At 73.4% G+C, this 12,013-nt stretch carries 10 protein-coding genes; 7 read left to right on the top strand and 3 right to left on the bottom strand.

Going from position 1 to position 12,013, the window contains the following annotated elements:
* Window positions 1-122 precede the first annotated feature (122 nt).
* Window positions 123-290, top strand: a complete 168-nt coding sequence (locus tag OG335_RS06080) for a hypothetical protein (RefSeq protein ID WP_405009964.1) — start codon at window positions 123-125, stop codon at window positions 288-290.
* A gap of 437 nt (window positions 291-727) precedes the next feature.
* The gene (locus OG335_RS06075; protein WP_405009963.1) at window positions 728-3,205 is read left to right on the top strand and encodes a beta-glucosidase H; all 2,478 of its coding nucleotides are present in this window, start codon (window positions 728-730) and stop codon (window positions 3,203-3,205) included.
* 270 nt (window positions 3,206-3,475) lie between these two features.
* Here the strand turns inward: OG335_RS06075 and OG335_RS06070 are convergent, their stop codons facing one another.
* From OG335_RS06070 to OG335_RS06060, 3 genes are all read right to left on the bottom strand, one after another.
* Window positions 3,476-4,255, bottom strand: coding sequence for an IclR family transcriptional regulator (locus OG335_RS06070; RefSeq protein ID WP_405009962.1), 780 nt, complete (start codon window positions 4,253-4,255; stop codon window positions 3,476-3,478).
* Window positions 4,256-4,327: 72 nt separating this feature from the next.
* Window positions 4,328-5,572 carry an MFS transporter gene (locus OG335_RS06065; RefSeq protein WP_405009961.1) on the bottom strand — a complete coding sequence of 415 codons (1,245 nt, stop codon included), beginning with the start codon at window positions 5,570-5,572 and terminating at the stop codon, window positions 4,328-4,330.
* Window positions 5,573-5,788: 216 nt separating this feature from the next.
* Window positions 5,789-6,688 carry a LysR family transcriptional regulator gene (locus OG335_RS06060; RefSeq protein WP_405009960.1) on the bottom strand — a complete coding sequence of 300 codons (900 nt, stop codon included), beginning with the start codon at window positions 6,686-6,688 and terminating at the stop codon, window positions 5,789-5,791.
* Between the two features lie 154 nt (window positions 6,689-6,842).
* On the opposite strand from OG335_RS06060, the gene OG335_RS06055 reads away from it, so the two are divergent.
* From OG335_RS06055 to OG335_RS06035, 5 genes are all read left to right on the top strand, one after another.
* The gene (locus OG335_RS06055; RefSeq protein WP_405015319.1) at window positions 6,843-7,784 is read left to right on the top strand and encodes a fumarylacetoacetate hydrolase family protein; all 942 of its coding nucleotides are present in this window, start codon (window positions 6,843-6,845) and stop codon (window positions 7,782-7,784) included.
* The gene (locus OG335_RS06050; protein WP_405009959.1) at window positions 7,781-8,752 is read left to right on the top strand and encodes a cyclase family protein; all 972 of its coding nucleotides are present in this window, start codon (window positions 7,781-7,783) and stop codon (window positions 8,750-8,752) included. Before OG335_RS06055 ends, OG335_RS06050 begins: the two co-directional genes overlap by 4 nt.
* A gap of 130 nt (window positions 8,753-8,882) precedes the next feature.
* Complete coding sequence (locus OG335_RS06045; protein WP_405009958.1) at window positions 8,883-10,010, top strand: FAD-dependent oxidoreductase; 1,128 nt, start codon at window positions 8,883-8,885, stop codon at window positions 10,008-10,010.
* Window positions 10,007-11,017, top strand: coding sequence for an amidohydrolase family protein (locus tag OG335_RS06040; protein WP_405009957.1), 1,011 nt, complete (start codon window positions 10,007-10,009; stop codon window positions 11,015-11,017). Before OG335_RS06045 ends, OG335_RS06040 begins: the two co-directional genes overlap by 4 nt.
* 12 nt (window positions 11,018-11,029) lie before the next feature.
* Window positions 11,030-11,965: a VOC family protein gene (locus OG335_RS06035; protein WP_405009956.1), complete on the top strand. Its 936-nt coding sequence runs from the start codon at window positions 11,030-11,032 to the stop codon at window positions 11,963-11,965.
* The last annotated feature ends 48 nt before the right edge of the window (window positions 11,966-12,013 follow it).

Below are 12,013 nucleotides of genomic sequence, written 5' to 3'. Positions count from 1 at the left end.
CATCCTTCGGGGCCTGCTCCGGCGGGGCGGTCGATTTTCCTTCTCACTCAGTGAGAGAGCCGTAGCAGCAGGGCCCGCCGCACTCCCATCCTCGAGTCACCCCTGGAAAAAGGAGTGCTCCCATGGCGGTCGTACCGTCCCGTTCCCCCGGGCCCGCAGGCCCGACACCGCGTGTGGCGGACCTCCTCGCCCTGCCAGCAGGCACCGTCGTGTGCGGCGGCCGCGGCGAGAACACCACCATCGCCACCGGGACTCCCCGCCTCCAGGAGCGGATCACCCGCAGCCACTGACCCCCACCACCCACCTCGGTGGGCGCCGACACCTCCCGCGGCGCCCGCCGAAGCGCAACACACGGCAGAGGAACCCTGCCGCACCGGCAGTACGGCGGGTCGGAGTCCTCGTGCGGCAGCCCCACTCCTGCCCACTCCGTCGCCGGGACGGCACCTGCTCCCCATCGCCGTCCCGGGCCTCCCGAGTGCCCTCGGACGAGCGTCGATGACGGAGGCCACGGCCCGGCCCGTCCCCGGGCCGGGCCGTGGCCTCCGTCACCGGCGGCTTGCCCCGTGAACGGGCCCGGCCCCGTCTCGGCTGCGGACTCACCGAGTCTCCCGTGGCCGAGCGCGGGCCGAGCCGCCGTCGACGAACGGCACACCCCCACCCCCCACCCCCCACCCCCCCACCCCGGGCACGGCCACCACCGTGCCCGGGTGACCGATCGGAGATCCGCATGCACCGTCGTGCATTCCTCACCACAGCCGTCCTGACCTCCCTCGCCACCACGGTGGCACCCGCCGTCGCTGCGACCCCCCGCACCGCGTCGGTGGCGGCGCAGGGAACCAGCCCCCGGAGCCGCGCCGCCCAGCTCCTCGCCGTGATGACTCCCGCGCAGAAGGAAGCGCTCGTCCGCTGCGACTTCGCTGCTCTCGCCTCTCTCGGCATCCCCGCGCTCACCATGGCCGACGCCTCCGCCGGCCTGCGGGGCGAGAGCGGCGTCACGGCGTTCCCCGTCCCCGTCGCACAGGCCGCCACCTTCGACCCCGAGCGTGCCGGCGCCCTCGGTGAGGCGCTCGGTGCCGAGGGCCGCGCCAAGGGCTACAACAACCTGCTCGCCCCCACCATCGACATCACCCGCCACTGGCGCTCCGGCCGCCAGGCCGAGGGCATGGGCGAGGACCCGTACCTCGCCGGGACCCTGGCCGCGAGCCTCACCGCGCGGATGCAGCAGCAGGGCGTCGTCGCCACCGTGAAGCACTTCTCCGCCTACACCCAGGAGACGGACCGCATGTCCGTCAACGTCTCGGTGTCCGACCGTGCCCTCCACGAGATCTACGAGGCGCCCTTCCGGCGGGTCATCGCCACCACCCCGCTCACCTCGGTGATGATGTCCTACCCGAAGATCAACGGCACGTTCGCCACCCAGAACCCCACCCTGTTCGCCGACCTCAAGACCACCATCGGCCTGCAGGGCTACACCGTGCCCGACTTCTGGGCGGGCGACGACCAGGTCGCCGCGGTCCGCGCGGGCATGGACCTCGCCGGCCTCGGCCCCGGCGGCGTCCAGACCCCTGCCGGCAGCATCGTCTCCGGCGTCAGCACGGCACGGCTGGACGACGCCGCCGGCCGCATCCTGACCACGATGTTCGCCGCAGGCCTGTTCGACAACCCGCTGCCCGCCCCCGCGGCGAACGTCAGCACCCAGGCCCACCAGGACCTCGCCCACGACCTGGCCGTCCAGAGCACCGTCCTGCTGCGCAACCGCAACCAGGCCCTGCCACTGGCCGCGCCCACCTCCATCGCCGTCATCGGCCCCGCCGACACCGGCGCGGTCACCGGCATCTCCGGCTCCACCTACGTCGACCCCGGCGCCTGGACGACGCCGCTCCAGGCCATCCGCAACCGGGCCGGCAGCACCCTTGTCACGTACACCCCGGGCACCGTCGGCGACGTCCCGCTCAGCCCCGTCCCCACCACCGTGCTGCGCACCCCCGACGGCACCGCGGGCCTCACCGTCAGCTACTACGCCGGCCCCCAGGCCACGGGCACGCCCATCGCCACGCAGATCGTGGCGAACCTCGACTTCTCGCAGACGCCGCTGACCTCGCTGCCCCCGATCTGGTCCGCGCGCTTCACCGGCACCCTCACCCCCACCGCCACCGGCCTGCACCGCTTCTCGCTGCTGCCCTCCGGTACCGCCACCCTGACCGTCGACGGCAGCACGGTCGTCTCCGGTACCCGGCACATGCGGCGCTTCTTCCTCGGCCCGTTCGACTACCCGCTGCAGGGCACCACCACGCTCACCGCCGGCACCCCCGTCGGCATCGACGTCACCTACACCAACGCCACCGCCCAGTACGGCCAGTGCGGCCTCACCCTCGGCTGGCAGCCCGACTCGCTCATCGCGGCAGCCGTCGCGGCAGCCAAGGCCGCCGACGTCGCCGTCGTCTTCGCCAACCGGATCGCCGGCGAGGACATGGACCACGCGGGCCTCAGCCTGCCCGGTGACCAGGACCAGCTGATCGCCGCGGTCGCCGCCGCGAACCCCCGCACCGTGGTCGTCCTCAACACCGACGGACCGGTCGCCATGCCCTGGCTCGGCAGCACGGCCGCAGTCCTGCAGGCCTGGTACGGGGGCCGGGGCATGGGCACGGCCCTGGCCGCCGTCCTCTTCGGGGACGCCGACCCGGCAGGCCGACTGCCCGTCACCTTCCCCGCGGGCGCCACCCAGGGCCCCGGCGGCACCACGGCGACCTACCCCGGGAACGGCACCACCGTGGCCTTCGACGAGGACATCGCGGTCGGCTACCGCTTCTACGACCGCAACGGCCAGAGCCCGCTGTTCCCGTTCGGCCACGGCCTGTCCTACACCAGCTTCGCCCTCGGCGACCTCACCACCGCCTACGACTCCACCGCCAGGACCCTCACCGTCAGCGTCACCGCCACCAACTCCGGCTCACGCACCGGCTGGCACGTCGTCCAGCTCTACGCGGCCCTGCCCGCCGCCGCCGATGCCGAGCCCCGGCGCCTCGTCGGCTACCGCAAGATCCAGCTCGCCCCCAGGGCCAGTACCCGCCTGACCTTCACCGTGACCGCGACGGACCTGTCCGTGTGGAAGTCCGGCGGCTGGTCGCTCACCCCGGGTCTCCACACCGTCTACGCGGGGCACTCCTCCCGTGACCTGGCCGTCCAGCGGGCGTTCACCATCTGATCCGCGCCGCTGTTCGAGTCGGAGCCCCCGCAGCCTGCGCACGGCTGCGGGGGCTCGGCCATGGCCGCAGTGTCACATTCCCGCGGCCGCGCCGGGCCCGGCCAGGCCGTCGGCCGGAGAGGGTAGGGCGGTCGGTGTCCGACGCCGGGGACGGGCGCCGCTCATGCGGAAGCGGCACCGAGCCGGCGGAGCCGACCTGATGCCGCATGTCGTGCTGCGTCCACGGGCCGCGGACGCGTTGCCTGCGGCCGGTGCCGGGCCGGGCCACCGTCACGCGGAGGCCGCCCGTTCCCGACGTGGATCGGGCACCCCGAGCGAGCGTCCGATGCCCAGGCACGCGGCCCGGAGGCCGGGTACGCACAGGTGCGCCGACCCGTCGTCGGGCATGATCAGGGACATCGCCGCAACCACGGCACCCGACCGGTCGCGCACCGGGACGGCGACGGAACACGCACCTGTGACGAGGTGCCCGGCGCATGTCGCATGCCCCGTCGACCTGACCTGTGCCAGCACCCGGCGCAGTTGCGCCGGGTCGGTGATGGTGCGCCCGGTGAACGCGTGGAGCGGTCCGGACAGTACCTCGTCCTGCAACGACACGGGGGCGAAGGCGAGCAGGACCAGCCCGGCCGACGAGGCGTGCAACGGCAGCCGTCCGGCGACCTCGTTCACCGGGGCGACGGCCGGCGCCGAACCGAGCCGTTCGACGAACAGGACGTCATGCCCCTTCAGCACGCCCAGCTGCACGTGATGCCGGTGGACGGCGCTGAGGTCCTCCATGAACGGCATCGCCGCCCCGCGGAGTCCGCTGACGGCGGAGGCGCGGGATGCGACCTCCCACAGGCGCACCCCTGCGCGAAGCCTTCGCTGCTCGTCCCGCTCCAGCCAGCCCGCGGTCACCAGACCGTCGGCGTACCGGGAGACCGTGGCCACGTGCAGGCCGGTCATGCGTGAGAGTTCGGACACGCCGAGGACCGGGCTGTCGGGCCCGAACGCCTCGACGATGCGCACCACGCGTTCCATGACCGACCCGCCGACCGCCGACCCGCTCATCCCGTCACCTCTCGTTCCTCCGATGGGCCGACCGCGGAGCCGGCGCGGTCGGCCCGTCGGGCTGCTTCGTCGTCAGGCGGCCGTGCCGCCGGGGGCAGCCGCCGGTCGGGGGATCCGGATGCGGGTGGCGAGGAGCCCCGCGGCGGTCAGGGCGGTGGCGGCGGCGAGCACGCCCACGGCGCCGGCCAGGGTGCCGGTGACGTGGGCGACGGCGATCAGTGCGAGCGGGCACAGGAACTCGCCCAGGAAGAAGGCACTGTTCCACAGGCCGCTGCCGCGTCCGCGGTCGCCGTGCTGCAGCAGGGCCATGGTGCGGGTGAGCAGGGCGGGCAGCAGCATGCCGGTGCCCAGGCAGTTGACGATCGCGCCCGCCACCAGCAGCGGGACGCCGTCCGCGAGGCACATGAGGCCGAAGCCGGCGGCGCAGAGCGCGAACACGTACGGCAGCAGTGCCTCGGTGCGCGAGGCGAGGCGGGAGAAGGCGGCGGCCCCGGCGACGGTGGCGGCGCTCGCGCAGGCGGCGGCCAGACCCACCGTGGCGGTCGAGGTGATGCCGAGGTCGTCCAGCAGGTAGGCCATCTCCACCGGCACGGTGTAGAAGACGACGGCGCCGAAGAAGGTCAGTGCGCAGGGTGCGGCGAGACGGCGCCACGGGAACGCCCGCCCCGGCTCGTGCCCCTCCTCCGGGGTGGCCTCCGCCGGTGCCGGGCGCAGCCGGGCGGCCATCAGCGGTGCGAGCAGCAGGGCTGCGGCGTACGCCCAGAACGGGGCGCGCCAGCCGGCTGCGCCGACGGCTCCGCCGAGGGCGAAGAAGACGGTGGCGGACAGCGAGGCGCACATGGTCTGGACGGCGAGGAGGCGTTCGCGTTGCCGTCCGGACCAGTGGTCGCCGATGAGGGTGGTGCAGCAGGTGATGATGGCGGCCTCGGCGATGCCGACCAGGGCGCGGCTGGCGACGATCGCGCCCAGGGAGTCCAGGTAGAGCGGCGCGGTGCCCAGGACGGCGTAGGCCGCGGTGGCGGCGGTCAGCAGCCGTGTGCGGCCGAGCCGGTCGACGATGACGCCGGCGAACGGGGCGAGCAGGCCGAGGGCGAGGGCGGGCACGGTGAGGGCGACCGGCACGAGGACGTCGGCGCCGGGCGTGTTCTGGAAGTGGTCCTGCATCCGGGGCAGGACGGGGGCGATGAGGACGGCGCCCAGGACGGGCAGGCAGCTGCCGATCATCAGCAGGACCGCCATGGAACGGGTGCCGGTGGGCGTGCCGGCCTCGGGGGCGGGCAGCGATCTCGTGCCGGGTGCGGGGGAGGGGAAGGACATGGCGGCTCCGTTCGGACGGGTGGGGACCGCGGCCGGGCACGGGGACGGAAGCCGGCACGCCGACGCGCGCGGGGCAGGTGGCTCCGGGCACGGTGGGGCCGGCCGGGTGGCGTTCCGGCGGGTGGCAGCCATCCTGCGGGTGTTCCGCCGGAGTGGGAATGCCCGTGCCGATCGCTTGTGCGGATGCGTGTCATCCGCGGGACGGATACCGCCGTCTCACAGGGCCGCCCCGACCCGGGCGGCGGTCTCGCGCAGCCAGGTGTGGGCCGCGTCCCGGGTGTGGGCGGGGTGCCACCACAGGGCCTCGGTGAGCGGTACGGCGTCGAACGGGCACGGCAGGGTGCGGACGCCGCTGTGCGGACCGAGCCGGGCCGCCAGGCGTTCCTGGACGAGGGCGACGCGGGTGGTGCCGGCGACCATGGCGGGCAGCAGTTGGAAGGTCTCCACGGACACCTCGACGCGGGCCTCGATGCCGAGCAGGGAGAGCTGGCGGGCGGCGGGTGCGTCGTGGGTGCGCTGGTAGACGGCCCAGGGCAGGCGGGCGAGGTCGTCCAGGGTGAGGTGGTGGCCGACCTCGGGGTGGTCGTCGGCGACCAGGCAGACCCAGCGGTCCGCGAAGAGGTCCGTGGAGGGGAAACCGCTGATCACGCCGTGCGGCATCAGCAGGCCGTCCACCGAGCCGAGCGAGGTGCCGATCGACTCGACGAGGGCCGGTCCGACCTGGAGGAAGCGCAGCCGGACGGCCGGTGCCTCGTCGTGCACGACCCGGGCCAGCTCTGTGCCGAAGACGGCGACGGCGTAGTCGGAGGCGAGCAGGGTGAACTCGCGCCGCTCCACGGTGGGGTCGAAGGACGCCTGGCAGGTGAAGACACGTTCCAGCAACTCGCATGTGGTGGAGGTGAGTTCCAGCAGGGCGGTACCGAGCGGGGTGAGGGTGTAGCTGTTGCCGGTGCGGGAGAGCAGGTCGTCGCCGAAGTGTTTGCGCAGCCGGGCGAGGGCGGCGCTCATGGCCGGCTGGCTGAGACCCATCCTGGCGCCGGCGCGGGTGACGTTGCGCTCCTCCAGGAGCGCTCGCAGGGCGGGGACGAGGTTCAGGTCGAGGGTTGCAAGGTTCATCGAGGGTTCCGCCATTGCATTTGTCCAGTGGATGCCTGGCATCCAGAGAATCGATTTCCATGATTGCCGGATCGGGGGCCACATTAGTCGCATCGCATCAGGAGGAAACCTCGTGGCAACACACGCGCAACTCGCCGGCCCCTTCGCCCTCGGCATGTTCGCCGGCGGCGACGGCAGGCCCTTCCCCGGCCTGGTGGCCGGCGGCCTCGTGCTCGACCTCGGCGGCGTCTCCGGGCTGGGGAACCCCACCACCACCCGTGACCTGCTGGAACGCTGGGACGAGGCCCTGTCCGTCCTGCGCGTTCTGGCCGGGGACGCGGACCGGTCGTGGCGGCCGCTGGAGGGCCTGCGGACCCTGCCGCCGGTCGAGCCGCGGCAGATGCTGCAGTCCGGGGCCAACTACCGGCAGCACGTGATCGACCTGGCCCTGGCCCACCGCTCCGCGGACGACCCGCGTACGGTCGAGCAGGCGCGGGCGGACGTCGCGGCGATGATGGACCGCCGGGCCGCCGAGGACCAGCCGTACATGTTCATCGGCCTGCCGTCCTCGATCACCGGCCCGTACGACGACGTGGTGCTGCCCGCGTGGTGCGAGAAGCCGGACTGGGAGCTGGAGCTGACCGCCGTCATCGGCCGGCCCGCGTACCGCGTCAGCCCCGGGGAAGCACTGGAGCACGTCGCCGCGTACACCATCGCGAACGACCTCACCGCCCGCGAACTGATCTTCCGCAAGGACATGCCGGAGATCGGCACCGACTGGCTGCGCAGCAAGAACGCCCCGGGCTTCACCCCGCTCGGCCCCTACCTCGTGCCCGCCGCCTTCGTCGCCGACCCCTCCGGTCTGCAGGTCACCCTCACCCTCAACGGCGAGACCATGCAGGACGAGTCCACCAAGGACATGATCTTCGACGTGGCGCGGATGGTCTCCTACGCCTCGCAGACCACCACGCTGCTCCCCGGCGACCTCGTCCTCACCGGCAGCCCGGCCGGCAACGGCATGCACTGGGGCCGCCTGCTGCGCGACGGCGACGTCATGGACGGCACCGTCACCGGCCTCGGTGCCCAGCGCACCCGGTGCGTCGCGGAGCAGCGATGAGCGCCCCCGACCGCACCGACCCCGTCGGAGAGATCGCCAAGGCCGCCGCCGCGCACTCCAACTGGGGCCGCTGGGGCGACGACGACCGGCTCGGCACCCTCAACCACCTCGACGCGGCCAAGCGCCTGCAGGGCGCCGCGCTCGTCCGGCAGGGCGTCAGCTTCTCGCTCTCCCAGCGCTTCGACATGAACGGCCCTCAGAAGGGCTGGCGCCGGCGCACCAACCCCGTGCACACCATGCTCGACACCGGCACCGACGCCGCCGCCGGCCACCAGCCGTTCCCGCACGGCATCGGCGGCGCCGACGACGTCATCTCCATGCCGCTGCAGTGCTCCACCCAGTGGGACGGCCTCGGCCACATCTTCGACCACGGCAGGGCGTGGAACGGCCGAGACGCCGCCACCACCGTGACCTCCGAGGGCGACCTCGTCACCGGCATCGAGCACATGGCCGCGCACGTCGCCGGCCGCGGGGTGCTGCTGGACGTCGGCCGGGCCCTCGGCACCGACGGCGAACTCCCGGACGGCTTCGCGGTCACCGAAGCCCACCTGCGCGCCACCATCGAGGCCCAGGGACCGAGTTCGACGGTCGGCCGGGGCGACATCGTGGTGATCCGCACCGGACAGCTCACCCACGCCCGCCGCGAGGGCTGGGGCGACTACGCCGGCGGCGCCGCCCCCGGACTGTCGTTCACCACCGCCGGCTGGCTGCACCGCACCGAGATCGCCGCCGTCGCCACCGACACCTGGGGCTTCGAGGTGCGGCCCAACGAGTTCGACGAGGCCTTCCAGCCGCTGCACCAGGTCGCCATCCCCCACATCGGCCTGCTGATCGGCGAGATGTGGGATCCGGACGCCCTCGCGGCGCACTGCGCGGACGACGGCGTGTACGAGTTCTGGCTCACCGCCGCCCCCCTGCCGATCACCGGCGCCGTCGGCTCCCCGGTCAACCCGGTCGCCGTCAAGTAACCCCCGACAGGGGCCGGCCGGTCACCCCCGGACAGCCGCCGGCCGGCCCCGCACCCCTTCCCGCCCCGCCCCACCCCCCTCTCCCGTCCGCCGCTCGATGCAGCGCGGCTCACCCGTCAGGGAGTCACACATGGCAAGCGTCAGCTCCGTCCTCGTGGTCGGCGGTGGCACCGCAGGCAACGGCCTCGCCGTGCTGCTGCGCAGGTCCGGCATCGACGTCGACCTCGTCGAGGCCAAGGCCGACTGGAACGTCTCCGGCTCCGGCATCACCCTGCAGGGCAACGCCCTGCGCGTGCTGCGCGAGATCGGTGTCTGGGAGCAGGTCCGCGCAGCGGGCTTCGGCTTCGGCTCGGTGGGCATCACCGCCCCCGACGGCACCGTGCTGCACGTCGCCCGTGACGTGCGCACCGGTGGTGACGACCTGCCCGCCACCCTCGGCATGCAGCGCCCCCGGCTGCAGCGCATCCTGATCGACGCCGTGAGTGCCTCCGGCACGAAGGTCCGCCTCGGCACCACCGTCGAATCCCTGGAGTCGGACGACACCGGCGTGTGGGTCCGCTTCGACGACGGCACCGGCGGCCGCTACGACCTCGTCGTCGGAGCCGACGGCATCGGCTCCGCCACCCGCGCCATGATCGGCATCACCGAGCGCCCCGAACCCACCGGCATGGCCATCTGGCGCACCCCCGCCCCGCGCCCGTCCGGCGTCGAGCGCACCGACCTCGCCTACGGCGGCCCCTGCTACATCGCCGGCTACTGCCCGACCGGCCCCGACACCGTCTACGCCTACCTCGTCGAGCCCAAGCGCGACCGGGCGACCATCGACCCGGCCACCTACGCCGACGAGATGCGCCGCCTCGCCGCCGGATACGGCGGCCACTGGAACGAGATCGCCGCGAGCATCACCGACCCCGAGCAGGTCAACTACACCTGGTTCGACCGCCACCTCGTCGAGGGCCCCTGGCACCGCGGCCGCGTCGTCCTGGTCGGCGACGCCGCCCACGCCTGCCCGCCCACCCTCGCCCAGGGCGCCGCGATGTCCCTGGAGGACGCCTGGGTGCTCGCCCAGATCCTCACCTCCAAGGACGAGTTCGACGAGCAGCTGCTCCTCGACTACCACGCCCGCCGCATCGCGCGCGTGCGCATGGTCGTCGACAACTCCTGCCGGCTCGGCCAGTGGATGCTCGACGGCGTCCGGGACGCCGACGTCCCCGGCCTGATGGGCCGCACCATGAACGTCCTCAAGGAGCTGCCGTGACCACGCCCGTCGTGACCGCCCCCACCGTGGACGTCCACGCCCACCTGCTGCTGCCCGAGGTCGAGGCCCTCGTCGCCGACGCCCCGGCCCTCGCGGAGGCCCGCGCCCTGGACGCCCGCCGCAACGGCCCCGAGGCCCTCGCCGTCAGCGGCCCCATGGTGCGCGAGCGCATCCCGCTGCTCACCGACGTCACCGCCCGCCTGGCGGCCATGGACGCCCAGGGCGTCGACGTCCAACTGGTCAGCCCGTCGCCCTCGCACTACCACTACTGGGCCGACGAGACGACCGCCCGCCAGGTGTGGCAGACCGCCGACCGCGTTACCGCGGACCACTGCGCCAAAGCCCCCGAACGGCTGCGCGGCCTCGGACTCGTCCCCCTCCAGCACCCCCACCTCGCGGTGGAGGCGCTCGACCACGCCCTGGACGGCGGTCTGCTCGGCGTGGAGATCTCCAGCCACGCTCCGGGCGTCGAACTCTCCGACCCGCGCCTGGAACCCTTCTGGGCCCGCGCCGCCGCCACCGGCGCGATCCTCTTCCTCCACCCCTTCGGCTGCACCCTCGACGAACGCCTCGACCGCTGGTACCTCTCCAACACCGTCGGCCAGCCCACCGAGAACGCCGTCGCGCTCTCCCACCTGATCTTCTCCGGCGTCCTCGACCGCCACCCCGGCCTGAGGATCGTCGCCGCGCACGGCGGCGGCTACCTCCCCACCCACATCGGCCGCTCCGACCACGCCTGGCGCGCCCGCCCCGACGCCCGCGGCTGCGCCCGCGAGCCCAGCAGCTACCTCAAGGACCTGTGGTTCGACTCCCTGGTCCACGACCCGTCCGTGCTGAGGCAGTTGATCGAGTCGGCCGGAGCCGGCCGGGTGCTCCTCGGCTCCGACTTCCCCTTCGACATGGGCACCGGCGACCCGCTCGGCGCCCTCACCGCCGCCGGCCTGCCCGACCCCGACCACCACGCCGTCCGCGGCGGCAACGCCGCAGCCCTGCTGGGCCTCGGCTGAGGAGGAACCGCCATGACCCGTCTGCTCACCCATCTGCGGCACGTCGACCTCGCCGTGCCCGACTACGACAAGCAGCTCGACTTCTACGCCGGCGTCTGGGGCCTCACCAAGGTCGCCGAGGACAGCGGCATCGCCTTCCTCGCAGCCGAGGGCTCCCCCGAGCAGTACGTGGTGCGCCTGCGCAGGGCCGAGGAGAAGCGCCTCGACCTCATCTCCTACGGCGCCGCCACCCCTGGCGACGTCGACACGCTCGCCGAGCAACTGCTGGCCGGCGGCGTGCAGCTGATCAGCCGCCCCGGTGCGGTCGACACCCCCGGCGGCGGTCACGGCTTCCGTTTCTTCGACGTCGACGGCCGCACCGTCGAGGTCAGCGCCGACGTCGCGCCGCGCCTGCACCGCAGGGTCGAGGAGAAGGAGTCGATCCCCGTCCGCCTCTCCCACGTCGTCGTCAACTCGCCCGACCTGGACCGCACCCGCGCCTGGTACGAGCAGCACCTCGGCTTCGCGCTCTCCGACAGCCTCGCCTCCCCGCACATGGGCGAGGTCATGCACTTCATGCGGATCAGCAACCAGCACCACTCCATGGCCATCGCCAGGGGCCCGCACACCTCGCTGCACCACGTCTCCTTCGAACTGCGCGGCGTCGACGAGTACATGTACGGCACCGGCCGGGTCCTGCGCTCGGGCGCCCGCAAGATCTGGGGCCCCGGCCGCCACCTGGCGGGCAACAACACGTTCTCGTACTTCCTCGACCCGCACGGCAACACGGTGGAGTACACCACCGAGCTGGAGGAACTCGACGAGGACACCTGGCACCCGCACGTCTACGACTTCTCGCAGCCCGAGGTCACCGACCAGTGGGGCACCGCCAACGCGATGAGCGAGATCGTCGCCAAGGAGTCGTTCAACGACGTCGACCGCGGCTGCTTCACCGCCCCGCCCGTCTGACCCCAGCTCCGGTGCCCGGAGGCCGGGCCGCACCCTGACACGGCCCGC

Origin of the sequence: Kitasatospora sp. NBC_01539 (assembly GCF_045040525.1) — a bacterium.
Taxonomy (GTDB): domain Bacteria; phylum Actinomycetota; class Actinomycetes; order Streptomycetales; family Streptomycetaceae; genus Kitasatospora.
This window is presented reverse-complemented; position numbering and strand designations above follow the sequence as displayed.

Coding starts and splice junctions, on each gene's coding strand:
- OG335_RS06065 (WP_405009961.1), bottom strand. CDS start 5,572: ATGTCCTTCCCCTCCCCCGCACCCGGCACGAGATCGCTGCCCGCCCCC.
- OG335_RS06050 (WP_405009959.1), top strand. CDS start 7,781: ATGAGCGCCCCCGACCGCACCGACCCCGTCGGAGAGATCGCCAAGGCC.
- OG335_RS06055 (WP_405015319.1), top strand. CDS start 6,843: ATGTTCGCCGGCGGCGACGGCAGGCCCTTCCCCGGCCTGGTGGCCGGC.
- OG335_RS06080 (WP_405009964.1), top strand. CDS start 123: ATGGCGGTCGTACCGTCCCGTTCCCCCGGGCCCGCAGGCCCGACACCG.
- OG335_RS06075 (WP_405009963.1), top strand. CDS start 728: ATGCACCGTCGTGCATTCCTCACCACAGCCGTCCTGACCTCCCTCGCC.
- OG335_RS06045 (WP_405009958.1), top strand. CDS start 8,883: ATGGCAAGCGTCAGCTCCGTCCTCGTGGTCGGCGGTGGCACCGCAGGC.
- OG335_RS06035 (WP_405009956.1), top strand. CDS start 11,030: ATGACCCGTCTGCTCACCCATCTGCGGCACGTCGACCTCGCCGTGCCC.
- OG335_RS06070 (WP_405009962.1), bottom strand. CDS start 4,255: ATGAGCGGGTCGGCGGTCGGCGGGTCGGTCATGGAACGCGTGGTGCGC.
- OG335_RS06060 (WP_405009960.1), bottom strand. CDS start 6,688: ATGAACCTTGCAACCCTCGACCTGAACCTCGTCCCCGCCCTGCGAGCG.